The sequence below is a fragment of the Leifsonia poae genome (assembly GCF_050632865.1).
In the GTDB taxonomy this organism is placed as follows: domain Bacteria; phylum Actinomycetota; class Actinomycetes; order Actinomycetales; family Microbacteriaceae; genus Leifsonia; species Leifsonia poae_B.
The window spans coordinates 1,357,955-1,379,962 of record NZ_JBODSA010000003.1 but is presented as its reverse complement, the minus strand read 5'-3'; the positions used below and the strand labels follow the sequence as shown (position 1 = coordinate 1,379,962).

At 69.9% G+C, this 22,008-nt stretch carries 24 protein-coding genes and 2 pseudogenes; 7 read left to right on the top strand and 19 right to left on the bottom strand.

All coding sequences use genetic code 11. From position 1 onward, the window contains the following. The first annotated feature begins 46 nt into the window (after positions 1 to 46). Positions 47 to 1,822: a DEAD/DEAH box helicase gene (locus ACRAWB_RS17205; protein WP_431354539.1), complete on the top strand. Its 1,776-nt coding sequence runs from the start codon at positions 47 to 49 to the stop codon at positions 1,820 to 1,822. A gap of 25 nt (positions 1,823 to 1,847) precedes the next feature. On the opposite strand, the gene ACRAWB_RS17200 is transcribed toward ACRAWB_RS17205, so the two are convergent. From ACRAWB_RS17200 to ACRAWB_RS17140, 13 genes and pseudogenes are all read right to left on the bottom strand, one after another. Beyond that, the gene (locus ACRAWB_RS17200) at positions 1,848 to 2,420 is read right to left on the bottom strand and encodes a hypothetical protein (RefSeq protein WP_431354432.1); all 573 of its coding nucleotides are present in this window, start codon (positions 2,418 to 2,420) and stop codon (positions 1,848 to 1,850) included. Between the two features lie 120 nt (positions 2,421 to 2,540). Beyond that, complete coding sequence (locus ACRAWB_RS17195) at positions 2,541 to 2,945, bottom strand: alpha/beta hydrolase (RefSeq protein WP_431354431.1); 405 nt, start codon at positions 2,943 to 2,945, stop codon at positions 2,541 to 2,543. Next, a complete protein-coding gene (locus tag ACRAWB_RS17190) occupies positions 2,912 to 3,115 on the bottom strand; it encodes a hypothetical protein (RefSeq protein WP_431354430.1) in 204 nt (67 codons plus the stop codon). The genes ACRAWB_RS17195 and ACRAWB_RS17190 overlap by 34 nt, the downstream gene beginning before the upstream one ends. A 256-nt stretch (positions 3,116 to 3,371) precedes the next feature. Continuing rightward, complete coding sequence (locus tag ACRAWB_RS17185; RefSeq protein ID WP_431354429.1) at positions 3,372 to 4,991, bottom strand: FAD-dependent oxidoreductase; 1,620 nt, start codon at positions 4,989 to 4,991, stop codon at positions 3,372 to 3,374. Beyond that, the gene (locus tag ACRAWB_RS17180; RefSeq protein WP_431354538.1) at positions 4,991 to 5,212 is read right to left on the bottom strand and encodes a UBP-type zinc finger domain-containing protein; all 222 of its coding nucleotides are present in this window, start codon (positions 5,210 to 5,212) and stop codon (positions 4,991 to 4,993) included. The genes ACRAWB_RS17185 and ACRAWB_RS17180 overlap by 1 nt, the downstream gene beginning before the upstream one ends. 28 nt (positions 5,213 to 5,240) lie before the next feature. Continuing rightward, positions 5,241 to 5,740: pseudogene (gene trxA, locus ACRAWB_RS17175) on the bottom strand (thioredoxin). After that, complete coding sequence (gene clpB / locus ACRAWB_RS17170) at positions 5,737 to 8,388, bottom strand: ATP-dependent chaperone ClpB (RefSeq protein ID WP_431354428.1); 2,652 nt, start codon at positions 8,386 to 8,388, stop codon at positions 5,737 to 5,739. The pseudogene trxA and the gene clpB overlap by 4 nt, the downstream one beginning before the upstream one ends. After that, entirely contained in the window at positions 8,379 to 8,696 is a 318-nt protein-coding gene (locus ACRAWB_RS17165; protein WP_431354427.1) for a chaperone modulator CbpM, read from the bottom strand. The genes clpB and ACRAWB_RS17165 overlap by 10 nt, the downstream gene beginning before the upstream one ends. Then, on the bottom strand, positions 8,693 to 9,631 hold the full coding sequence (locus ACRAWB_RS17160; protein ID WP_431354426.1) for a DnaJ C-terminal domain-containing protein: 939 nt from the start codon (positions 9,629 to 9,631) through the stop codon (positions 8,693 to 8,695). Before ACRAWB_RS17160 ends, ACRAWB_RS17165 begins: the two co-directional genes overlap by 4 nt. Before the next feature lie 3 nt (positions 9,632 to 9,634). Then, positions 9,635 to 9,925 carry a nucleotide exchange factor GrpE gene (locus ACRAWB_RS17155; RefSeq protein ID WP_431354425.1) on the bottom strand — a complete coding sequence of 97 codons (291 nt, stop codon included), beginning with the start codon at positions 9,923 to 9,925 and terminating at the stop codon, positions 9,635 to 9,637. After that, positions 9,913 to 10,131 carry a hypothetical protein gene (locus ACRAWB_RS17150; RefSeq protein WP_431354424.1) on the bottom strand — a complete coding sequence of 73 codons (219 nt, stop codon included), beginning with the start codon at positions 10,129 to 10,131 and terminating at the stop codon, positions 9,913 to 9,915. The genes ACRAWB_RS17155 and ACRAWB_RS17150 overlap by 13 nt, the downstream gene beginning before the upstream one ends. An 11-nt stretch (positions 10,132 to 10,142) precedes the next feature. Beyond that, positions 10,143 to 12,023 carry a molecular chaperone DnaK gene (gene dnaK / locus ACRAWB_RS17145; protein WP_431354423.1) on the bottom strand — a complete coding sequence of 627 codons (1,881 nt, stop codon included), beginning with the start codon at positions 12,021 to 12,023 and terminating at the stop codon, positions 10,143 to 10,145. Then, positions 12,016 to 12,402 carry an Hsp20/alpha crystallin family protein gene (locus ACRAWB_RS17140; protein ID WP_431354422.1) on the bottom strand — a complete coding sequence of 129 codons (387 nt, stop codon included), beginning with the start codon at positions 12,400 to 12,402 and terminating at the stop codon, positions 12,016 to 12,018. Before ACRAWB_RS17140 ends, dnaK begins: the two co-directional genes overlap by 8 nt. A gap of 819 nt (positions 12,403 to 13,221) precedes the next feature. Here ACRAWB_RS17140 and ACRAWB_RS17135 point away from each other — a divergent pair. The 3 genes and pseudogenes from ACRAWB_RS17135 to ACRAWB_RS17125 all read left to right on the top strand — a co-directional run. After that, positions 13,222 to 13,698, top strand: a pseudogene (locus ACRAWB_RS17135) (PucR family transcriptional regulator); the annotation flags it as partial. A 187-nt stretch (positions 13,699 to 13,885) separates the two neighbouring features. Continuing rightward, the gene (locus ACRAWB_RS17130; protein WP_431354537.1) at positions 13,886 to 14,128 is read left to right on the top strand and encodes a PucR family transcriptional regulator; all 243 of its coding nucleotides are present in this window, start codon (positions 13,886 to 13,888) and stop codon (positions 14,126 to 14,128) included. A 1,879-nt stretch (positions 14,129 to 16,007) separates the two neighbouring features. Beyond that, positions 16,008 to 16,226: a CsbD family protein gene (locus ACRAWB_RS17125; RefSeq protein WP_431354421.1), complete on the top strand. Its 219-nt coding sequence runs from the start codon at positions 16,008 to 16,010 to the stop codon at positions 16,224 to 16,226. Here ACRAWB_RS17125 and ACRAWB_RS17120 read toward each other — a convergent pair. Beyond that, the gene (locus ACRAWB_RS17120; protein WP_431354420.1) at positions 16,223 to 16,543 is read right to left on the bottom strand and encodes a putative quinol monooxygenase; all 321 of its coding nucleotides are present in this window, start codon (positions 16,541 to 16,543) and stop codon (positions 16,223 to 16,225) included. The genes ACRAWB_RS17125 and ACRAWB_RS17120 overlap by 4 nt on opposite strands. A 91-nt stretch (positions 16,544 to 16,634) precedes the next feature. Next, positions 16,635 to 17,204 carry a TetR family transcriptional regulator gene (locus ACRAWB_RS17115; RefSeq protein ID WP_431354419.1) on the bottom strand — a complete coding sequence of 190 codons (570 nt, stop codon included), beginning with the start codon at positions 17,202 to 17,204 and terminating at the stop codon, positions 16,635 to 16,637. Between the two features lie 43 nt (positions 17,205 to 17,247). On the opposite strand from ACRAWB_RS17115, the gene ACRAWB_RS17110 reads away from it, so the two are divergent. Continuing rightward, positions 17,248 to 17,544, top strand: coding sequence for a hypothetical protein (locus ACRAWB_RS17110; protein ID WP_431354418.1), 297 nt, complete (start codon positions 17,248 to 17,250; stop codon positions 17,542 to 17,544). 76 nt (positions 17,545 to 17,620) lie between these two features. Here the strand turns inward: ACRAWB_RS17110 and ACRAWB_RS17105 are convergent, their stop codons facing one another. The 4 genes from ACRAWB_RS17105 to ACRAWB_RS17090 all read right to left on the bottom strand — a co-directional run bounded on the left by ACRAWB_RS17105 (position 17,621) and on the right by ACRAWB_RS17090 (position 20,077). Further along, positions 17,621 to 18,070, bottom strand: a complete 450-nt coding sequence (locus ACRAWB_RS17105; protein WP_431354417.1) for a DUF1931 family protein — start codon at positions 18,068 to 18,070, stop codon at positions 17,621 to 17,623. 7 nt (positions 18,071 to 18,077) lie between these two features. Beyond that, the gene (locus ACRAWB_RS17100; RefSeq protein WP_431354416.1) at positions 18,078 to 18,302 is read right to left on the bottom strand and encodes a hypothetical protein; all 225 of its coding nucleotides are present in this window, start codon (positions 18,300 to 18,302) and stop codon (positions 18,078 to 18,080) included. Beyond that, positions 18,299 to 18,475: a hypothetical protein gene (locus ACRAWB_RS17095; RefSeq protein WP_431354415.1), complete on the bottom strand. Its 177-nt coding sequence runs from the start codon at positions 18,473 to 18,475 to the stop codon at positions 18,299 to 18,301. The genes ACRAWB_RS17100 and ACRAWB_RS17095 overlap by 4 nt, the downstream gene beginning before the upstream one ends. Before the next feature lie 126 nt (positions 18,476 to 18,601). Then, positions 18,602 to 20,077, bottom strand: coding sequence for an MFS transporter (locus ACRAWB_RS17090; RefSeq protein ID WP_431354414.1), 1,476 nt, complete (start codon positions 20,075 to 20,077; stop codon positions 18,602 to 18,604). 108 nt (positions 20,078 to 20,185) lie between these two features. On the opposite strand from ACRAWB_RS17090, the gene ACRAWB_RS17085 reads away from it, so the two are divergent. Both ACRAWB_RS17085 and ACRAWB_RS17080 read left to right on the top strand, forming a co-directional pair. Beyond that, positions 20,186 to 20,923, top strand: coding sequence for a TetR/AcrR family transcriptional regulator C-terminal domain-containing protein (locus tag ACRAWB_RS17085; RefSeq protein WP_431354413.1), 738 nt, complete (start codon positions 20,186 to 20,188; stop codon positions 20,921 to 20,923). A 31-nt stretch (positions 20,924 to 20,954) separates the two neighbouring features. Continuing rightward, complete coding sequence (locus ACRAWB_RS17080; RefSeq protein ID WP_431354412.1) at positions 20,955 to 22,007, top strand: glycoside hydrolase family 6 protein; 1,053 nt, start codon at positions 20,955 to 20,957, stop codon at positions 22,005 to 22,007. Position 22,008: the final 1 nt, after the last annotated feature.

Sequence of the window (22,008 nt, the reverse complement as noted above, 5' to 3'; positions counted from 1 at the left end):
GCGGTGTGCGGAGTGACCGCAGCCGGGCTACCGTTGGACGATGACCATGCACGGAGACTCGCCCAGCGATGACGACACCGCCGACGAAGCCCTGACCTTCTCCGACCTCGGGCTCGACGGCGCCGTGCTGAAGGCTCTGAAGGACGTCGGCTACGAAACCCCGTCGGCCATCCAGGCCGCAACGATCCCCCTCCTCATGGAGGGTCGGGACGTCGTGGGGCTCGCCCAGACCGGAACGGGAAAGACGGCCGCGTTCGCGTTGCCCATCCTGTCCCGCCTGGACCTGTCGCAGAAGTCGCCCCAGGCGCTCGTGCTGGCGCCCACCCGCGAGCTCGCGCTGCAGGTGGCGGAGGCGTTCGAGAGCTACGCGACCCACATGAAGGGCGTCCACCTGCTGCCGGTCTACGGCGGCCAGGGCTACGGCGTCCAGCTGTCGGCCCTGCGGAGGGGCGTGCACATCGTCGTCGGCACGCCGGGGCGCATCATGGACCACCTAGACAAGGGGACGCTGGACCTCTCCGAGCTCAAGTACCTCGTGCTCGACGAGGCGGACGAGATGCTGAAGATGGGGTTCGCGGAGGATGTGGAGACCATCCTCGCCGACACTCCGGACGACAAGCAGGTCGCCCTGTTCTCGGCGACGATGCCGGCGCAGATCCGTCGCATCTCCAAGAACTACCTGCACGATCCCGAAGAGATCACGGTCAAGACCAAGACCACCACGTCGGCGAACACGACGCAGCGCTACCTCGTGGTGTCGTACGCCCAGAAAGTCGATGCGCTCACGCGCATCCTCGAGGTGGAGAACTTCGAGGGCATGATCGTCTTCGTCCGCACCAAGAACGAGACCGAGACCCTGGCCGAGCGGCTGCGGGCCCGCGGCTACTCGGCCGCCGCGATCAACGGCGACGTCGCGCAAGCCCAGCGCGAGCGCACGGTCGACCAGCTGAAGTCCGGCAAGCTCGACATCCTGGTGGCCACGGATGTGGCGGCGCGCGGCCTCGACGTCGAGCGCATCACCCACGTGGTCAACTTCGACATCCCGGTCGACACCGAGTCGTACGTGCACCGCATCGGCCGCACCGGCCGCGCGGGCCGGAGCGGCGCAGCGATCAGCTTCGTCACCCCGCGCGAGCGGCGCCTGCTCACCGCGATCGAGAAGGCCACGCGGCAGCCGCTCACCCAGATGCAGCTCCCGAGCGTCGAGGACGTGAACGTCACGCGTCTCGCCCGCTTCGACGACGCGATCACGGAGGCGCTGGGCCAGGAGGATCGGATCGCGCGGTTCCGCGACATCATCGGCCATTACGTGGAACATCACGACGTGCCCGAGGCGGATGTCGCAGCGGCGCTGGCGGTCGTGGCGCAGGGCGACGAACCGCTCCTGCTCTCCGACGACGACGCTCTCTCACGGAGCGTCGAGCGCGACTCCCGCGACTCCCGCTCGGAGCGGGCGGGCGGCCGCGCCGACCGGCCCGCGCGTCGCGAGCGGAACAGCACGCCGATGGCGCCGTACCGGATCGAGGTCGGCAGGAGACAGCACGTGGAGCCGCGTCAGATCGTCGGCGCCCTGGCCAACGAGGGCGGACTCAGCCGCGACGACTTCGGGCACATCCGCATCATGCCGGACTTCTCCATCGTCGAACTGCCGGCCGACCTCCCGCCGGACACGCTCTCCCGGCTCTCGGGCACGCGGATCAGCGGCAAGCTGATCGAGCTGCGACCCGACCGCGGGGCACGGGCCCGCCGGGATGACCGACCGCGCCGCGACGACCGGCCGCCGCGCGACGATCGGCCGCCGCGCAAGCCGCGACACCGCTGACGCCGCGGGGCGCGGTCGGACGGGGTCAGGCAGCCGTGGTCGCGGCTGCTTCCTTCATCTGTTCGAAGGCCGACTCGAGCGCGTCCTCCTCTGCGTCCTTCTCGTCCTGGATGCCCGTCGTGACGACTTTGCTCTCGGCGTTCGTGAGAAGCGCGCCGACGTCGATGCCCTTCGGGTCCACCGCGATGATGAGCAGTCCGGCCTGACCGGACGAGAGCGTCGCGCCCATCCGCTCGACCGTCTCCTTGGGGATGTTCCTGTAGAAGTGCCCGATGATGCCTCCAGCACCCGCCAGCGCACCGGCACCCGCGACCGCGCCCGCGCCCGCGGCGCCCGCAGCGAGGGTGGTGATTCCGAGCGGCGGGACGAGCACGAGCAGAGACGCCCCGATGATCGCGCCTCCCCAGGCGAAGTGCTTCGCGGTGGAGTCGTGGCGGTCCACGACCAAGGATCCGTCAGCGTCCTTGGCGATCACCGCGATCGCGAGGTGATCGAGCTCCCCCTGGTGCTTGGCGCCCCGGATGATCTCGTAGTCCTCCACCGCAGCGTCCCTCGACGCGTAGGTGGCGACGGCGACTGTCGTCGATTTCGTTGACATGGCTTTCTCCTCCCGCAGAACCGACGCCGTAACGCTACGTCCGGTGGCCGCGCCTCCTCCGGGTCGAAGGTCCCGCATCGTCGGCGGCGGCCACGGCCGGTGACGCCGACCCGCGGGATCTCAACGCGGACGGATGACCGCCGACGGGTCGAGGCACCACTCCAGCATCGACGGCCACTCGCCGTAGCCGGAGGTCGGGGTGAGGTGGCCGCCGCCGGGGATGGTGACGACCGGGATGCCGAGGGGGCGGCCGTGAGTCGCCTCCGCTCCCTCCTGGTTGCACGGGTCCGCATCCGAGGCGACGATCAGGGTGTCGGCCGCCGGGCGGCTGAGGGTCAGCTCGGCGAACTCCGCCACCTCCGGGTTCTGGCGCAGAAAGCTCGGGGACGGCGGCGCGGCCAGCAGTACGCGGTCCACCGACGACTCCACCGCGGGGTCCGTCGGTCGCGCTCCCAGCCAGAGCGCCGCCCCGAGGCTGTGCGCGATCACGGTCACCCGTGCGCCGCCCTCGGCCGCTTCGCGCACGGCTGCGTCGGCCGCCTCCCGCCACGCGTCGAGCCGCGGCGTGCCGCATCCGGCAGCTGCGGGTAGACGACCCGCTCGTCCCGCTGCTCCAGTGCGGTGGCGAGCTCACGCTGCCAGTGGCCGGGCGGCCGGAAGTTGTCCCAGCCGTGCAGGATCAGGAAGGCGCGCATGCGCACGAGCGTAGCGGGACCGGCGTGCGTCCTCCGATGTGCGGGCGAGGGATGCGGTGGCCCTCCCCACCCGAAGGGGAGGGCCACCGCGGTTCGTCGACCCCTAGCACGGTGACAACGCCCACCACGTTAGAAGGGACACGCGCGCGCGGGATATCCGGGAAGCGCAATTCTTCGTCCGCTCGGCGAGAGGCCTCCGCGCGCCCAGCCGGTCAGTGCCGCGAGCCTCCGGTCGCCAGGAAATCGTGGACCATCTTCACGACGCTCGCTCCTTCGCCGACGGCTGCGGACATCCGCTTGACCGATCCGCTGCGCACGTCGCCCACTGCGAAGACGCCGGGAACCGACGTCTCGAACGGCGGGACACCCGACCCGACGTCGGCAGACCGCGGTCCCGTGCGCAGGAACCCCTCTCGTCGCGGTCGACGTCGCGACCGAGCCACGCCGTCGCCGGAACCGCCCCGATGAAGACGAACAGATGCGACGTGTCGAGTTCTTCTCGTTCACCGGAGGGCCGGTGCTCGACGATGACGGATTCGAGGCGGTCGTCTCCTCTCGCTTCGACCACCTCGGACCGCGTGTGGACCGTGATCCGCGGGTGACCCTCGATCTGGACGACCAGGTACCGCGACATGTCCCGGCCGAGGTCGGCCCCGCGCACGACGAGGTGGACGTGAGACGCCGTTCCCGCGAGGAACACTGCCGCCTGCCCGGCCGAGTTGCCTCCGCCCACCACGACGACCGGATCGGTTCCGCACTCCCGCGCTTCATTGACCGTCGCCGCGTAGTAGACGCTCGTGTATTCGAACCGATCGAGGTCCTTCGCCTCCAGACGGCGGTACGCCATCCCGGACGCGACCACGAGCGCGCCCGGGGTGACAGTCGTGCCGTCGGAGAAGCGGACGGCGAGCGAACCGCCCGTGCGGTCGAGCCCTGCGGCGCCGGCCGGCGCGACGACGGTCGCCCCGAACTTGACGGCCTGCAGCCGGGCGCGTTCCGCGAGTTCGGCGCCCGAGATGCCCGCCGGGAACCCGAGATAATTCTCGATCCGGGCGGACCGCGCGGCCTGGCCGCCGGTGGCGACCGCGTCGCAGAGGACGACCGACAGCCCGTCGGAGGCCGCATACACCGTCGCGGCCAGGCCCGCCGGTCCCGCGCCCACCACCAGCAGGTCGCACGTGGGCGGGGGCAGTCCCCTCCCGATCCCGAGCGCCTGCGAGAGCTGCGTGGTGGACGGGTTGCGGAGGATCTGGGAGCCGCCGACGATGACGACGGGGAGGTCGGCGACATCGAGACGCAGCCGTCGGACGATGACCTCGGCCGAGTGATCGCCGTCCAGGTCGAGCAGCCGGTGCGGTATCCGGTTCCGCGCGGCGAAGTCGAGCAATCGCCGCGTGTCCGGCGAGAAGCGCGAGCCGACGATGCGGAGCCCGGCGCCGGACCCGATCGCCAGCGAACGCCGGATCAGGTAGGCGCGCAGGATGAGGTCTCCGAGCACCGGGTCGGTGGTGACGATCCGCTCCAACGCCGGTATGGGAACGGCGAGCACCGTGCCGCGTTCGAGCGCCGTGATCGTGGCGAACGAGGGCTCCCCCTCCAGCAGTCCGATGTCGCCGACGAACCGGCCGGGGCCGTGCACCTCGATCCGCATCTCGTCGTCGTCGACACCACCGGCCTCGACGGCGACGCGACCCTCGATCACGGCGAAGAACGAGCCGAGCGGTTCGCCGGCGCGCGCGAGCACCTGGCCCTCCGCGACGGGTTCGGTCGTGCCGTGTTCGCTCAGCACCTGCAACTGGGCGGGCGTGAGCCGCGGGTACGCGCCGAACGCGTCCGCGGTCTCCACCGCTCGACGGCCGGTGCGGGAGTCGGTCATCACACGTAGTCCTCGTCGATGTAGCACCAGCGCCAGCTCTCGCCCGGCTCGTGCGACTGGACGATGGGATGCCCGTCGTGCAGGGCGTGCGCCCGCGCGTGCCTCATCGGCGACGCATCGCAACAGCCCACCTTCCCGCACGTCAGGCACATCCGCAGGTGCACCCAGGGCGTGCCGAGTGCCAGGCAGTCCTCGCACGCTCCGGGCGTTCGCGGGCTCACCGGGCGGATGTAGACGATATGGGGATCCCTACGATCGGTCACGGGGCGACCCTCCTTCCTCGCCGTCGCGGGCGCTCTCCTTCGGCTGTCGGCGCCCCGCGATCGCGTCGTCGAACCAGCGGCGCAGCACGGCGGCCGGGGCCGCTCCGGCCTGACGGGCGATGACCTCTCCGTGGTCGAGGATCATCAGGGTTGGGACGGCCTGCACGGAGAAGCGCGACGATAACCGCGGCGCCCGGTCGACATCCACTTTGACGAGCTTCACCTCCCCGCGCGCTCGGCGGCCAGTTCCTCCAAAACCGGACTGACCGCACGGCACGGGCCGCACCACGCCGCCCACAGGTCCACGATCACGGGCGGGTCCGCCTTCTCGGCGACCTCGGCGAACGTGTCGTCGAGGGCATCGGCGATCCACGGGAGCGGCTTGTGGCAGTTCGCGCAGCGAGGACGTCCGCTGGCTGCTGCCGGCACCCGGTTCTTGCGCCCGCAGTTCGGACACCGGATGACCCTCGTCGCGACGGCGCTCATACCGTCGCCTGCGCTTCGGCGTCGAATTCGGCCGGCGCATCGACCGCGTCGACGACGATGTCGCCGTCCCGGACGTCGATGCGCACGGTGGAGCCGTCCTGGACCGCCCCCGAGAGCAGCGCCCGACCCAAGCGGGTCTCGATGTCGTGCGAGATGTACCTGCGCAGGGGCCTCGCGCCGTAGAGCGGGTCGTAGCCGCGCTCGGCGATAAGGCGCCGGGCCTCGGGTGTCACCTTGAGCCGGATCTGGCGTTCGGCGAGGCGGCGCGCCAGGTCGTTCATCAGCAGGTCCACGATCTCCTCGATCTGCTCGAGGCCGAGAGGCGCGAAGACGATGATGTCGTCGACGCGGTTGAGGAATTCCGGCCGGAAGCGGCCGCGCAGTTCGGCGAGCACCAGATCCTTGACGTCCTGCGGGATCGCCCCGGAGCTGTCGCGGGCACCGGTCAGCAGGTGCTCCGCGCCGATGTTGGACGTCATGATCACGATGGTGTTGCGGAAGTCGACGGTGCGTCCCTGGCTGTCGGTGATCCGTCCGTCGTCGAGCACCTGCAGCAGCGTGTTGAAGACGTCGGGATGCGCCTTCTCGATCTCGTCGAAGAGGACGACGCAGTACGGCCGGCGCCGCACGGCTTCGGTGAGCTGGCCGCCCTCGTCGTAGCCGACGTACCCGGGAGGGGCGCCGACCAGACGGCTGACCGTGTGCCGCTCCTGGTACTCGCTCATGTCGAGCCGGATCATCGCCGACTCGCTGTCGAACAGCGCTCCGGCGAGAGCCTTCGCCAGTTCCGTCTTCCCGACGCCCGTCGGCCCCAGGAAGATGAAGGAGCCGATCGGTCGCCGGGCGTCCCGGATGCCCGAGCGCGCTCGGATGATCGCGTCGGTGACCAGCCGCACGGCCTCCTCCTGCCCGACGACCCGTTCGTGCAGGATCTCGTCGAGCTTCAGCACTTTCGCGCGCTCGCCCTCCTGCAGCCGGGCGACCGGGATGCCGGTCCAGGCGGCGACGATCTCGGCGATCTCCTCCTCGGTCACCACCTCGCGCAGGAGTCGCTGGCGGCCCTGCTTCTCCTGCAGCCGCTGCTCCTCCGCGGCGAGCTGCCGTTCCAGGTCGGCGAGCCGGCCGTAGCGCAGCTCGGCCGCGCGGTTGAGGTCGTAGCGCCGCTCGGCGTCCTCGGCCTCGCGCCGCACCTGCTCGAGCTCGCTCCGGAGCTCCTGCACCTTGCGGATGGCCTGCCGCTCCGCCTCCCACTGGGCGCGTTTGGCGTTCGCCTCGGCCCGAAGGTCGGCGAGCTCGCGCCGCAGCTCCTCGAGGCGGATTCGGCTCGGCTGGTCCGTCTCCTTCTCCAGTGCGGCCTCCTCGATCTCGAGCCGGGTCACGCGGCGGGTGAGCTCGTCGAGGTCGGCGGGCATCGAGTCGATCTCGGTGCGCAGCCGGGCGCAGGCCTCGTCGACGAGGTCGATGGCCTTGTCCGGCAGGAACCGGTCCGTGATGTAGCGGTGCGACAGCGTGACGGCGGCCACGAGCGCGTTGTCCTGGATCCGCACCCCGTGGAAGACCTCGAGACGTTCGCGCAGCCCGCGGAGGATCGAGATGGCGTCCTCGACGCTCGGCTCGTCCACCAGGACGGTCTGGAAGCGCCGTTCGAGAGCCGCGTCCTTCTCGATGTGCTGCCGGTACTCGTCCAAGGTGGTCGCACCGATGAGGTGCAGCTCTCCGCGGGCGAGCATGGGCTTGAGCATGTTCCCCGCATCCATCGCCCCCTCGGTCGCCCCAGCGCCCACAAGGGTGTGGAGTTCGTCGATGAACAACAGGATGCGTCCCTCGGCGGCCACCACCTCCGCCAGCACCGCCTTCATCCGCTCCTCGAACTCGCCGCGGTACTTCGCGCCGGCGACGAGGGCCGCGAGGTCGAGCTGGAAGACCGTCTTGTCGCGGAGCCCTTCGGGGACGTCGGTGTTGACGATCCGCTGTGCCAGCCCCTCCACGATCGCCGTCTTGCCGACGCCGGGCTCGCCGATCAGGACCGGGTTGTTCTTCGTCTTGCGCGACAGGATCTGGATGACGCGACGGATCTCGGTGTCGCGTCCGATGACCGGGTCGAGCCGGCCGGCCCGCGCGTCGGCGACCAGATCGCGCCCGTACTTCTCCAGCGCCTCGTAGGTCTGCTCCGGGGTCGCGGAGTTCACGTGCTGATTGCCGCGAACGGCCGTCAGCGCCTGAAGGAAGGACTCCCTCGTCACGCCGTTGCTCTGCAGGAGGCGCGCGGCCTGTCCCCCACCGGGATCGTCGGCGAGCGCGAGCAGCAGGTGCTCGACCGAGACGTACGAGTCCTTGAGGCGGTTCGCCTCCCTCTCGGCGCGGTCGAGGGTGGCGGACAGCGTGCGGGAGAGGAATACCTGACCGGGAGTCGCGCCGGGCCCGGTCGTCCGCGGTTTCCGCTCGATCGCCTGCTGCACCTCGGTGAGGAGGGTCGCGACGTCGACGCCGGCCGCTTCGAGCAGCCGCGGGATCAGGCCGCCCTCCTGGGTGAGCAGCGCGAGCAGAAGGTGCTCGTTCTCGGTCTCGGTGTGCCCGTTCCTGGTCGCGATGCTCTGGGCCTCCTGCAGCGCCTCCTGGGACTTCTGGGTCAGCTTGTTCATCTCCATGGCGGAGTCTCCCTTCTGGGACGGATGACCGATCGCTGGGCCTCGAGCACGTCGATCCGGGCGAGCAGATCGATGACCAGGGCGACAGCGGCGTAGTTGAGCGAGAGGTCGGCGTGCAGCCGCACGATCCGCCGCACCTGCTCCGGCGCATCCGGCGTGAACCACAGCCGCCCCGATGCGTCGGCGGCGGCGGGAACGAGCCCGAGCTCGACGAACCGACGGACCAGCTCGGGATGCACGCGCGCCGCCAGAGCGACCATCCCGAGGTCGAGGCGGGGCGGGATCACCGGAAGCAGAGGGGAGCTCATGACGACGACCTCGGATCGAAGCGGGATTCGCGCTGCAGCTGCTCGAAGAGCTCGCGCTCACGGGGGCTGGGGTGCGGGGGGACCATGATCTTCACCTTCGCGAACAGGTCGCCCGGCTTCCCTCCGGGCTGCGGCATCCCCTGGCCCTTCAACCGCAGCCGGCGTCCGCTGGACGAGCCCGGTGGGACGCGCACCGTGATGGTTCCGCCGGGAGCGCGCGTCGACACGCTCGCGCCGAGCGCGGCCTCCCACGGTGAGATCAGCAGGTCCATCTCGATGTTCTTGCCGTCGAGACGGAGCCGCCGGTCGGGCTTGACCCGGAGTGTGATGACCAGGTCGCCGGCCCCGCCGTCCTGGCGCCCCGGCTGCCCGCCGCCGGAGACGCGGATGCGCTGCCCGTCGAGCGCGCCGGGCGGGATCTGGATGTCGAACGACTCGCGCTCGCCGTCCGGCCCCGTGAGGATCACCGTCCGGGGGCCGCCGCGGTAGGCCTCCTCGACCGTCAGCTCGAGTTCGGCCTCGGAGTCCATCCCGCGCCGCGAGCCGAAGACGTCGCCGAACAGGTCGTCCCAGTCGACCGATGTGCCGCCCGGACCCGCTCCGGCCTGCGCGCTCGACCAGCTGAACCCCGACGGTCCCGGCCGTGCGCGGGTGCGGCCTCCCGGGCGCGGACCACCGGACGGCTGCGACGCGTACTCGCGTTCGGCCTCCGCGTAGCGGCGGAACTCGGGCCCGTACCGGTCGTACTGCGCGCGCGACTCGGGGTCGTTCAGCACGTGGTACGCCTCGCTGATCTTCTTGAAGGTGTCCTCCGCGCCGGGCTGCTTGTTCACGTCCGGGTGGTACTTCCGCGCGAGCGTGCGGTAGGCCCGCTGGATCTCGTGGGAGTCGGCCGATCGCGGGACGCCCAGCAGCTGGTAGTAGTCGTCTGCCACGGCTCACTCCCGCGCCGGGGTGACGACGACGCTCGCGGGCCGCAGCAGCCGCTCGGGGTTCCCGAATCCCAACCGGGCGACCGCTACGACGGTCTGCGGCGGCAGCTCGTCGCTCTCGACGACCGACACGACCTCGTGGATGCGCGGGTCGAACGGCACTCCCACGCCGTCGATGCGCGGGTAGCCGAGGCGCTCCAGCGCGGTGACGGCCTGTTCGCGGACCGACTCCACGCCCTCGGCGAGCGGATCGTTCACCTGTTTCGCGTAGACGACGGCATCCGTCAACCCGTCCACGACGGGAAGGAAGACGGACGCGGCGCGGGCGCGCTCCCCTCGGCCACCAGAGCGAGCTCGCGGGCGGTCCGCTTCCGCACATTGTCCAGATCCGCGGCCGCGCGACGCCACCGGTCGTCGAGCTCCGTGATCCGGGCGTCCCGTTCGTCCGGTGCCTCCGCTGCCGGGGCGTCCTGCTCGACCGTCGGCTCGTCCGAGGTGTCCATGTCCTGGTCCTTCAGTTCCGGTCGAAGTCGGCGTCGACCACATCGTCGTCGGCGTCGTCCGCAGGGGCACTGCCGTCCGACGAGCTCGCCCCGTCGGCCGGGCGGGCGACGGACAGGGCCGCGTCCACCTGCCGCAGTTCGCTCGTCAGCTCTCGCGCCTCGGCGGCGGGAACCTCCCGCTCGACGGCCTCCCTCGCCTGCTGCACCAGCATCTCGGCACGCGACCGCTCGTGGGCGGGCGCGGAGTCGCCGTGCTCGGCGAGCGCCCGCTCGACCCGGTAGGCGGCGGCGTCCAGCTCGTTGCGTGCGTCGATGTCCTCGCGCAGCCGCTGATCCTCGGCGCGATGCTGCTCGGCCTCACGCACCATCCGGTCGATCTCCGCCTGGTCGAGGTTCGTGGTGCCGCTGATGGTGATGCCCTGCTCGGCACCCGTGTCCTTGTCGCGGGCGGTGACGTTGAGGATGCCGTTGGCGTCGATGTCGAACGTGACCTCGATCTGCGGCTCACCCCGTGGCGCCGGCCGGATGCCGGTCAGCGAGAACCGGCCGAGGACGCGGTTGTCCGCCGCGCGCTCCCGCTCGCCCTGCAGCACGACGATCTCGACCGAGTCCTGGTTGTCCTGCGCGGTGGAGAACACCTCGCTCCGGCGCGCGGGAATGGTCGTGTTGCGTTCGATGATCGGCGTCATCACCCCACCGCGCGTCTCGACGCCCAGCGAGAGCGGCGTCACGTCGAGCAGGAGGACGTCGTTGACCTCGCCCTTCAGCACCCCCGCCTGGATGGCCGCGCCGATGGCGACCACTTCGTCCGGGTTCACCGTCATGTTGGGGTCCTTGCCCCCGGTGAGGCGCTTGACGAGCTCCTGAACCGCCGGGATCCTCGTCGAACCGCCGACGAGGATGACCTCGTCGATGTCGTTCTCGGTGACCTTCGCGTCCTGCATCGCCTGCCGCACCGGGCCGAGGCAGCGCTCGACCAGATCGGCGGTGATGTTCTCGAAGGTGGCGCGCTTGAGCGTTGTCGTGAGGTGCTTCGGGCCGGAGGCGTCCGCCGTGATGAACGGCAGGCTCACCTGCGTCTGGCTCACCGAGCTGAGCTCGACCTTCGCCTTCTCCGCAGCTTCGAAGAGCCGCTGGAGCGCCTGCGGATCGTTGCGCAGGTCGATCCCGTTCTCCTTCTGGAACTCGTCGGCGAGATAGTCGACGATGCGACGGTCGAAGTCGTCGCCGCCGAGGTGCGTGTCGCCTGCCGTCGAACGCACCTCGACGACGCCGTCGCCGACGTCGAGCAGGCTGACGTCGAAGGTGCCGCCGCCGAGGTCGAACACCAGGACCGTCTCGTGCTCCTTCTTGTCCAGCCCGTAAGCCAGAGCGGCCGCCGTCGGCTCGTTGATGATGCGGAGCACTTCGAGACCCGCGATCCGTCCGGCATCCCGCGTCGCGGTGCGCTGGGCGTCGTTGAAGTACGCCGGGACGGTGATGACCGCCTCCGTCACCTTCTCGCCGAGGAACTTGGCGGCGTCGTCGGCGAGCTTCCGCAGCACGAGCGCGCTGATCTCCTCCGGCGCGTACAGCTTTCCCCGGACGTCGAACCGGGCTTCGCCGTTCGGACCGGGCACGACGTCGAAGCCGACCGCCTTGGCCTCCTCCCCGATCTCGTCGAAGGAGCGCCCGATGAAGCGCTTGGCCGAGGAGATCGTGCCCTTCGGGTTCAGGATCGCCTGCCGTCGCGCGAGCTGACCGACCAGCCTCTCGCCGGTGTCGGTGAAGGCGACGACCGAGGGTGTCGTGCGGGCGCCCTCGCTGTTCGGGATAACTCTCGCCTCACCGCCCTCCCACACCGCGATCACCGAATTGGTGGTGCCGAGATCGATGCCGACTGCCTTAGCCATGGACTCCTCCTTCTTCGTGGTCCGCCGGGACGAGCACCGTCAGCACACCGCTGCCGAGGTGCGCCGTGAGTTTCGAACTGTCGAGCGTTTCGCCGACGAAGAGCCGTCGAACGAACTCACCGCGCGGCCGCTCGTCGACCAGGACGACGTCATCCGGCGCGAACTTGGGCCGGCGCTGGACGGTGATGGTGACGACGTTGCGTTCGACCCGCACGTCGATGTCGCGGATGTCGACCCCTGGCGCGTCCGCGATGAGCACGTACTGATCGCCGCGGCGGTAGACCTCCAGCGGCACCGCGTAGGTGCGCCGGTTGGCGCCGCGCGCCCGCTCGATCGCGCGCTCGACGTCCTGCGGCGGATCGACCTCCGACAGACTCATGATGTGGACAGCGTGCGCCCGCTCCCCAGTTTCCACCTCGGTCCCCCGGAGCAGGAATTCCGATTTGCGGTAGCCCTGTCAGGGCAATCGGTGGGGGATTATCTTCAGCCCTATGGACGCAACTGACTCTCCCGGGTTATACGACATCTTCCGGGTGGGCTCTGCCATGTTCGAGCGCCCGTCCACTCGTCGCACGTTCCGGCTCGCCGAGACGGCTGCGCACGAGTTCGCCGGATGCATCGTCCAAGCGACCTACGTCATGTCGAGCGGACACCTGGTCCGGTATTCCGGCAAGGAGGACCGCCGGCTCGATCTCCTCGTCGAGGCCAGGAGCGGGGTCCACGGCGTCCTCGCCCGCGACGACTCGTGGAGCTTCGCGCTCTTCTTCCGCGGGAACGGCAAGGTGAAAGGTGCGTTCGCTCTGCACGCCGACGCGGAACCGTCGACGGAGACGATGGCCCTCCTCCTCGCGCTGGCGGAGCCGACCGGAGCGGCCCTCGCCGCTGCCGAGCTCATCGACCGGCAGCGACGTCAGACGAAGGAGCTGCGCCGGCTGGGCAAGGCCAACGAGTCCTCCAGCCAGATGATGGCCGCCACGATCGTGCGACTCAATGCGCAGCAGTCGATCCGTGAAGCGATCGTCGTCGCGGCGGGCTCGGGTGGCGGTGAGGCACGGATCGTGGAGACGGCCAGCACCGTCAGCGGGCGTCCGGTCGTGCTCCAGGATCCCTTCGGTAACGACCTCGCGCTCTCGGGCGCTGCCGATCCGGCCGTCGGTCCGGTCGGCAACCTCTCCGCAAGCGCCGGCCCCGCCCCGGGATGGCGCGCCTCCCCGATCCGCTCGCGGGGGAGACCCTGGGCATCCTCGGCATCTACGATCCGGACGACACGCGGAGCGACGACGTCCGGTTCGCGCTGGACTACACGAGCGCGACGCTGGCCGTCGAACTCGCGCATCGTCGGAGCGTCGCGGAGGTCGAGCTTCGGCTCGGTCGCGATCTCGCGGACGACCTGGTCTCCGGTCCCGAGGTGGTCGACGCCCTCTCCCGGGCCGGCGCCCTCGGCTTCGATCTGGGAGGCCTCCACCGCGTGGTGCTCGTCGCCTGGGAATCGCCCGCGCCGAACGGCGTCGACATCAGCGCTGCCGTCCGCTACCAGCTCGCTGCGATGCGCATCCCCGCCCTGGTCTCCCGGCGCCCGGAGGCGACGCTCGCCATCGTCGCGGACGGCCACGATCTCTCCCCGCTCTACGACAGAGTGTCCGCCGCTCTCGCGAGCCCGCGGGGAACGATCGGCATCGGCGGCCGCTGCGTCGTCGGCGATCTCCCCCGCTCGTTCGCGGAAGCGGCGCGCGCTCCGCATCCGCGCGGATTCCCGGCAGCCGCTCGGGCTCTCGAACCACGACGACCTCGGCCTCCTGCGCATCCTCGACACCTCGGAGGACGGAGTCCGGCTCACGAGGTACATCCACGAGTGGCTGGGCGTGCTCATCGAGAACGACGCGCAGCACCGCACCGACCTGGTGCAGACCCTCGCCGCCTACTTCGACTCGGGAGGGAACTACGACCGTACGTCCGCACTTCTCGTCATCCACCGGAGCACGCTGCGCTACCGCTTGCACCGGATCCGGGAGTTGAGCGGGCTGGAGCTGAACGACCCCGACGTCCGCTTGAACATGCACATAGCGCTCCGGGCGCGAGCGGCCCTCTCGGACTATTTCGGCTGAACCTCCCCGCCGAGCTCCGCCTGAGCGCGATCGATGAAGTCGGGGAGCTGCGAGGACCGGACGCTGCCCGACGCCGTGCTCTTCGTCTCCCACCGGTCCCATCGGCTGAACGGCGTTCCCCCTCGACGACCTCCCGCGCCTCGAGGATGTCGTCCCGGGACCCGTCCGCGACCAGGGCGGCCGCGAGGTCGGGATCGGAGGTGTAGCGCCGGTCGCCCGTGTCGCCGAGGTAGCGGAGCCATCCAGCGAGCACCAGGAGGCCCGCGCGGACCTCGGAGCGAGCGCGCCCGTCCGGATCCAGTTCGAAGAGGCGGCGCAGCTCGCCCGCTGCGAGCTTCGCCGCGTCCTGCCGCTCGGCATCCAGGGCGAGCTTGACCAGCTCGACCATCGCCCAGGTGCCGCGCGACTGCAGCGGGTGGGGCTCGTTCGCGGAGGCGTCCGCGTACAGGGTGAGGTTGCGGACGCTCGCGACGATGCGCCCGGGCAGCGGGTCGAACTCCGGTCCTCCGTGGTTCAGGATCTCGGACCACTGCCGCATGAAGCTCCGCAGGCACTCGTCGATGTAGTCAGCCGAACCCGACCTCGCGGCTTCGAGGGTGCGCGTCGTCGTCGCGGTGACGAAGACCTGGGCGACCTGCGGCGAGAGCAGCACGTCCTGCTCCACGTCGTCGATGCTCTCGAGCAGCCCGCTCCCCCGGCTGAGCGACGCTCCCTCGGACGCGTCCGCCCGCTCGAGCCCGGCCATCCACACGCCCTGCACGATCTCGCCGAGGAGTTCGAGCGCGCGTTCGGCAGTGGCCAGCGCACCGGACCGCAGATTCGTGCCGATCGCATCCACGAGCGTGGAGATCTCGTGCTCGGTCTCCTCATAGGCGGTGACCGCTTCCGGCGACTCCAGCTCGATGCTGGATTGCAGGAGCTCCATCAGGCGGCGGGCCGCGTCCTCGTCGAGCCTGGCCGACGTCTCGATCCGGAAGGCCGTCGCGCCGAGGCGGGTGCGGTCACCAGGGCGGATGTCAAGCAGGATCCGGGGCGGGTCTTCGTCGGGAGCGCCGGCCGACGGACCGAGCGATGCGATCGCCTGCCGGACGCTGTCGGGGTCGATGGCCCGGATGACGCGCCCGGCCTGCGGGGCCGGGACATGAAGCGTCGAGACGGCGCGCGTCGAAGTGCGCGTCGAATCCGCCGTCAGAAGATCCTCCAGACCGCTCCGCGCGTCGGAGTACCGGCGTGCCATCCGGTCGAAGCGGTCGGACAGCGTCTCGATCAAGGACGTCCGCACCACGTCGTCGAGGCGCGAGGGGTGACCGAAGAGCTGGGTGAGTCGGGAGGTCGAGACCATCAGCAACACGGCGGTCGCGGTGAGCCACGCGAACGCGATGACGACGCCCGTCGCGCTCGGCAGCCAGATGGACGCGAGGCCCATGACGGCGTTCCCGGCCAGCCCGACGGTCACGAACCAGCTCGCGCCGATGTACGACAGGACGCGCTTCCGCGATGTGCCGATCGCGAGGGGAGCCTCCGCGAACAGCTGGGCCGCGATCGTCAGCCCGGCGAACCCCACCGACAGGAAGGTGGTCTGCACCTGCCAGATGGACTCGGCGGAGCCCGGTGCTGGGGGCAGCACCCGCCGCACCCAGCCGGGATCGCCGGCGGCGTGGAAGATGACGAGCAGCACCACGCTGACGAGCAGTGCGCACGCCACGATCGTGAGTTCCCGCCACCACGCTTTGGCGGGTGTGTCCGCCCCGCCACGCTTCTCGCGCATGACTCGACAGTACCCACGAGACGCGATCCTGCCTCCCCCTTCTTCCGCCTCCAGATCCGCGTACCGTATGCGGCAATCGCGGAAGCATCCGCACCGATCGAGGAGGACATCATGGGTCTCGACGACAAGGCCGAAGCAAAGGGCGACAAGCTGAAGGGCAAGGTCGACGAGCTCATCGGCAAGGCCACCGATGACGAGTCACGCGTCGTGAAAGGCAAGGCGGAGCAAGTGGAGGGCAGCATCAAGGACACCGTCGCCGACGCCAAGGCGCACCTGAAGGACACCGCCGACAAATCGCACGACGACCGTCGCGACGCGGACGCGCTCTAGGAGTTCGCGTCGTCCTCCTCGTGCTTGACCGCGAGGAGGTCGACCGTCCGCAGGTCGGGGTCCTTCGCCAGCAGGTCCGGGCCGACCTGGCCGAGAGCCTTCGGGATCTCGCCGCCGAGGTGGGCGTTGCGCCCGTCCTCGTCGGCGAAGGAATCGAAGATGCCGAAGTGGGTGTCGTCGATCTGGAACGCGTACCAGGTGCGCGTCCCGGGCTCGCGGTCCACGATGTCCTTTCCGCCGATCAGGAACTCCTTCACCTCCGCGGCCTTCTCGGGCTTCGCTTCGAGCAGTGCCAGTACGCCGAGCTTGAGATCCATGTCCGTCTCCTTCGAGGTCGTGACGCCCCATCGCCCGCCCGGGAGGTGTCAGCCCGGACGGTACGCCTCGATGGACGGCGCTGCTATGGCCTCATCGCATGATCATCGCCGCGGCCGTCGCGACGACGTGGCGGCGGTAGCGCCTCTTCGCCTCGTCCGGGGCGACGTCTCCGAAGACCATCCGGACCAGCTGCGGCGCGGCCACGTACCAGTAGCACATGGCGATGATGGAGAAGTAGATCGCCTCGGCATCGCCGTCGCCGAGCGCGTCGCGCACCGCGGCGACCCGTGACTGGAAGTACCCGGACCGCTCCGCGAGCCCGGGCACGTCGGCCGAGCCGTAGTGCAGCCCTTCCTGCTCGAACAGCCACGCCACCACCGGCTCCGCGGTGAGGAAGTCGAAGAGGTCGCCGGCGTAGGCGGCGAGGTCGTCCGACTCGATCGCCACCCGGTCGGCCAGCTCGCCGAGCTTGCTCTGCAACGCCGCCTGGAACAGCTCATCCTTGTTGCCGATGTACGAGTAGATCGACGCCTTGTTGACCTCCGCGCGCTCCGCGATGCGATCGACCCGCGCACCTCCGACCCCGTGGCGCGCGAATTCCTCGGCGCTGGCCTCCAGCAGCAGGCGGATGCTCTCGTCCCGGTCGTATCGTCTCGCCATAGTGCTACTATATAACTAACCGTTTAGTTATATTGGAATCGGAATGAACACCCAACTCACCGCACGCACCATCACCGAGGCCCGGCTCGACGCCGCCGAGGTGGCCCGGCTGAGCGCCCGCCGCCCGGGCAGCGGCCCGCAGGTGGTGCTCCAGGCGGAGGGTCTTGGTTCACCCCAGCAGTGGACCTCGCAGTTCCCCACCGCCGCCCAGCGCATCGTCATCGAGTACGGCTCGGCCGCAGGGTGGTCCGAGCGGGCGTGGACCCTCTCGGCACAGACCAGCACCACGCGTTACTACACGCTCGAGCACGGCACCGACGGCGGGTACGTCAGCCGCTGATCCAGCGACTCACCCGACGACACGGAAAAAGGGCGCAGCATCCGCTGCGCCCTTTTCGTCGTGTGAGCCGACCCTCCTAGAGCAGCAGGTCGAAGACGCGGCCGGCCTCCTCCCAATGCCGCGTCTGCGGGTTCTTCACATTCCCGTCGAGGATCCTGAACGTCCGCGCCACCGCCACGCCGAGTCCGCCCGCGATCTGCGGAAGCCGATCGCTCAGCTCGTCGCTGTAGACGAGGTCGAGTGGTGGGCGCCGGGTCAGCTGGTCGAGCAGCGCCTCCAGCGACAGTTCCTCATCGATCGCTTCGAACGCCTGGATGGACTCCTGCAGCCCCTTGGTGATCGGAAGATCCTGCGGCTCGATGACGTCGCGGCCGTTGGCCTTCGCATTCGCCATGCCGCGGAGAAGAAGATCGTAGAGCCTGTCGTTCACGAAATCGCCGAAGCGCCGCAGATCGTCCTTGTCCACATCGAGGCTCGCGGCCTCGCGGAAGAAGCGTTCGAACGCCGAGACACCGAGAAGTTCCATGACGCCGTCAACGCTTTCCCTGGCGCTTGAACTTCTCCGCCAGCCGCTTGGCCGCGCCCTTGGTCTCCTGCTCCACGCGCTGCGCCAGCTGCTGAAGCTTGCGGAGCGGACGGATGAGGGCCGACCGCCGGTGGCTCGACTCCTCGGCGGTCTCCTCGAGCGGGACCACGATCTCATCGCCCGCGATGGTCACGACGTAGGCGGAGTCGTCCGCGTTCAACGCGATGCTCACCGGTACGGTATCCCCGTGTCCGGGTCGACGGCCACGGCCTCGATCGCGAGGTCGACGTGCGACCCGTCATCGGTCTCGATGACGTCCACTTCGGTGAGCGGACCGCTCTCGATGGTGAGGACGAAGTCGTCCTGCGCGGGAGTCCTGTCCTCGCCCTTTCTCTCGTCGGCCATGATGGCTCCTTTCCGTAGCCTGGGGGTGGTATCGCTGGACGCTACGCGGCGCCCCGACCCCGGACTATGTGCTGCCATGCCCAAAGCCGCCCGACGAATTCACCCACGGGGGCAGGTCATCCCTGGTCAGGCCAGCGTCTCGGCGTCCGCGGGCGCGTGCTCCTCGACGGTGCGCGCGTTCGTCAGCGTGAGCGCCCCGAAGCCCGCGATCAGGCCGACCGCCAGGGCCAGGATGCCGAAGATCACCTGCTCGCCGTGGAAGAACGACGCGACGAGCTCGTGGCTCCACGTGCCGTTCGGCAGAACGGTGGTGACGAGCACGGCGATGAGCGTTCCGACCACCGCGGTGCCGATGCTGGTCCCGACCTCCTGCGCCGCGTCGTTCATCGCGGCGCCCATGGACGTCCGGTTCTCGGGCATCGCCCCGACGAGCGCGACCGCGCAGATCGTCATGACGGTGCGCAGGCCGATCGTCATCACGATCATGGAGAGTGCGATGGCCACGTAGTTCTGCTGCACGCTCCACGCCATCATGCCGAGTCCGGCCGCGAGAACCAGGGCGCCCACGAAACACGCGATCCGGTGCCCGAAGCGACGCACCATCCACTCGGTCAGCGGAGTCGCGCAGATCATCGTCACGATGATCGGGAGGTTCGCGAGCCCGGCCATCAGCGGCGTCCACCCCCAGGCGTACTGGAAGTGGAGCACGAGCGCGAACATCACGCCGGCCATCGCGATAGAGGTGCCGATCTGAGCGATGGCGGCTCCGCGCACCGTGCCGCGGCGGAACAGCCGGAGGTCGAGCATGGGGGAGGCCGCCCGCCGTTCGCGCACGATGAAGAGGACCAGGGAGGCCACGGCGCCGAGCGCGACCGCGATCGTCAGCGGAGAGGTCCATCCGTTCTGCACCCCGCTGGTGAGGGAGTAGCAGGCGAGGCCGATGGTCAGGATGCTGAGCACGGCGCCGGGGAGATCGAGCCGGTCCTTCGTCAGACCGTCGGCCGTGTCGGGCGCGACGCCGAAGTGCACGCCGAGGCAGGCGATGAGAGCGATCGGCGCGTTGACGAGCAGGAGCCACTGCCAGGAGAGGTGTGCGAGCACGGTGCCGGCGAGCAGGGGACCGAGGACGAAGCCCGACATGCCGACGACCATCATCAGGGTGATCGCGCGCATCCGCAGCTTGTCGTCGTCGAACAGCCGGAAGACGAGGGAGTTCGTGATGGGCGCCATCGCGGCAGCGGCGACGCCGAGCAGCGCGCGCAGCGCGATGAGCTCACCGGTCGTCGTGACCAGCAGCACGCCGAGGCTCAGCAGACCGAACAATCCCAGGCCGATCTGGAGCACCCGACGTCGGCCGAACCGGTCGGCGATGGATCCGGCGGTCAGGAGCAGGCCGCCGAAGGTGAGCGAGTACGCACCTGTGATCCACTGCAGGGACGTCGTGTCGCCGCCGAGGCTGCGCCCGATGGTCGGGAGCGCGACGGACAGCAGGGTGTTGTCGACCATCTCGACGAAGAACGCGAGGCAGAGAGCGGCGAGGGGCATCCACGCCGCCTTCATCGACAGGTACGTGCGGGGACGGGTGGCGGGTCCGGCGATCATGATGCCTCCTGAATCGAACAGTGTTCGAGTCTCGAACAACGTTCGATAGAATAGAACAGCGTTCGATAAACTGCAAGGGACCGGTCGGACTGTGATGGGATGGGTGCCATGAGTGCACAGCGAGACGCGCAGCCGCGGGCACGACGGCGTACGACGCCGGAGCGTCCGCGCGCTTCGCTGTCCCTGGAGTCCGTCCTGGCCGAGGCGGTGGCGATCCTGGATGAGTCCGGCGCGCAAGGGCTCACCATCCGCGCCCTGGCCACTCGGCTGGGCGGAGGCCCGGCCAGCGTGTACTGGTACGTGTCGGGACGCGATGAGCTCCTGGACCTCGCGGCGGACTCCGTGCTCGCCGGCGTGCTGGAGGACGTGCACGATGTGGCGTCAGAGGATCCGATAACCGAACTGCGCACCATCGCCCGCACGCTCTTCGACGCCATCGTGGACCGCCCGTGGCTGGGCGCGTACGCCATGCGCGACACCGGACGCCAAGTCCACTCGCTCATGCTCTACGAGCGAATCGGCGAACAGGTGATGCGTCTCGGACTCACCCCGCGCCAGAGCTTCTACGCCGCCTCCGCGATCGTCGGCTTCGTGATCGGCACCGCCGCCGACATGGGCCAGGAGCTGCCGGATTCCGTCATCTCGGGCGAGCTCGACCAGAAGCAGTACCTCGCGGAGGCGACGAGGCAATGGCGTGCGCTCGACCCCGCGCAGTACCCGTTCATCCACCACATCGTCGACGAGTTCGCCGTGCACGACGACCGCGACCAGTTCCGCGCAGGGCTCGACCTCCTGCTTGCCGGGCTCGAGCTGCAGGCGGGGCGGGCGTCCAGCGGGACCCGCTGACCACCTCCGCATTCCGGCCGATAGTTCCGGTATGCGCAGAACGATCGCCTCCCTGATCGGCGCAGCCCTCGTGTCGGCTGCGCTCGTGTGGGCGCCGACGGCATCGGCCGCCCGCGCCGACGACCTTCCCGCCTTCGGCAGCCGCCTGTACGTCGACCCGACCAGCGACGCCCAGCGGATGTACGAGTCGTTCGTCGCCCAGGGCGACACGACCAGGGCGGCGCTCATCGGCCGCATCGCCGCCCAGCCGACGGCGGTCTGGCTGGGCGACTGGTACACGCCGACGCTGCTGGTCAGCGTGATCCAGCGCCACCTGCGCGCGGCCGCCGCCCACGGAGCGACACCGGTGTTCGTCACGTACGCCATCCCGGACCGGGACTGCGGCGGGTTCTCGGCCGGCGGTTACACGCCCGACCAGTACCTCGACTGGACCCGTCAGGTGGCGGCCGCACTGGCGGGCAGCCGTGCCGTCGTCCTGATCGAACCGGACTCCCTCGCCATGCTCTCCAGCGCCAAATGCGCCGGCGTGGCCGCGACGCGGCTCCCGCTGCTGCAGTCCGCGGTCGGGATCCTCGCGGGCGCCGGGCTGTCGACCTACCTCGACGGCGGCAACGCCCGCTGGCTGACTCCGGACGCCCAGGCCGCCTACCTGAAGGCCGCCGGCATCGCCGGTGCGCGCGGCTTCTTCACCAACGTCTCCAACTTCGACACCACCCAGAACGAGCGAGACTACGCCGGCAAGGTCTCCTCCCGCGTCGGCTGGAAGCACTTCGTGATCGACGTCTCCCGCAACGGCAACGGCTGGACCGGCACCTGGTGCAATCCGCCCGGAGCGGCGCTGGGCCAGAACCCGCAGATCACCGAGTCGGCCTCGACCAAGCTGGATGCGCTGCTCTGGGTGAAGCATCCGGGGGCGAGCGACGGGCCCTGCAATGGCGGGCCGGCCGCGGGTGCGTGGTACGAGAGCGCGGCGGAGGCGCTGGTGTTGAACAGCGCGGCGGCCGTGGGGTTGGTGAGGCCGGGGATGGCGCTGCGTTCCGAGGGAAATCCCCGGAGGAGGACGACGCAGGGTGGCAGACGCTGAA

Coding starts and splice junctions, on each gene's coding strand:
- ACRAWB_RS17095 (WP_431354415.1), bottom strand. CDS start 18,475: ATGGCCGACGAGAGAAAGGGCGAGGACAGGACTCCCGCGCAGGACGAC.
- ACRAWB_RS17080 (WP_431354412.1), top strand. CDS start 20,955: ATGCGCAGAACGATCGCCTCCCTGATCGGCGCAGCCCTCGTGTCGGCT.
- ACRAWB_RS17115 (WP_431354419.1), bottom strand. CDS start 17,204: ATGGCGAGACGATACGACCGGGACGAGAGCATCCGCCTGCTGCTGGAG.
- dnaK (WP_431354423.1), bottom strand. CDS start 12,023: ATGGCTAAGGCAGTCGGCATCGATCTCGGCACCACCAATTCGGTGATC.
- ACRAWB_RS17185 (WP_431354429.1), bottom strand. CDS start 4,991: ATGACCGACTCCCGCACCGGCCGTCGAGCGGTGGAGACCGCGGACGCG.
- ACRAWB_RS17190 (WP_431354430.1), bottom strand. CDS start 3,115: ATGCGCGCCTTCCTGATCCTGCACGGCTGGGACAACTTCCGGCCGCCC.
- ACRAWB_RS17105 (WP_431354417.1), bottom strand. CDS start 18,070: ATGGAACTTCTCGGTGTCTCGGCGTTCGAACGCTTCTTCCGCGAGGCC.
- ACRAWB_RS17140 (WP_431354422.1), bottom strand. CDS start 12,402: ATGAGTCTGTCGGAGGTCGATCCGCCGCAGGACGTCGAGCGCGCGATC.
- ACRAWB_RS17110 (WP_431354418.1), top strand. CDS start 17,248: ATGAACACCCAACTCACCGCACGCACCATCACCGAGGCCCGGCTCGAC.
- ACRAWB_RS17150 (WP_431354424.1), bottom strand. CDS start 10,131: ATGGACACCTCGGACGAGCCGACGGTCGAGCAGGACGCCCCGGCAGCG.
- clpB (WP_431354428.1), bottom strand. CDS start 8,388: ATGGAGATGAACAAGCTGACCCAGAAGTCCCAGGAGGCGCTGCAGGAG.
- ACRAWB_RS17120 (WP_431354420.1), bottom strand. CDS start 16,543: ATGGATCTCAAGCTCGGCGTACTGGCACTGCTCGAAGCGAAGCCCGAG.
- ACRAWB_RS17125 (WP_431354421.1), top strand. CDS start 16,008: ATGGGTCTCGACGACAAGGCCGAAGCAAAGGGCGACAAGCTGAAGGGC.
- ACRAWB_RS17200 (WP_431354432.1), bottom strand. CDS start 2,420: ATGTCAACGAAATCGACGACAGTCGCCGTCGCCACCTACGCGTCGAGG.
- ACRAWB_RS17165 (WP_431354427.1), bottom strand. CDS start 8,696: ATGAGCTCCCCTCTGCTTCCGGTGATCCCGCCCCGCCTCGACCTCGGG.
- ACRAWB_RS17090 (WP_431354414.1), bottom strand. CDS start 20,077: ATGATCGCCGGACCCGCCACCCGTCCCCGCACGTACCTGTCGATGAAG.
- ACRAWB_RS17205 (WP_431354539.1), top strand. CDS start 47: ATGCACGGAGACTCGCCCAGCGATGACGACACCGCCGACGAAGCCCTG.
- ACRAWB_RS17085 (WP_431354413.1), top strand. CDS start 20,186: ATGAGTGCACAGCGAGACGCGCAGCCGCGGGCACGACGGCGTACGACG.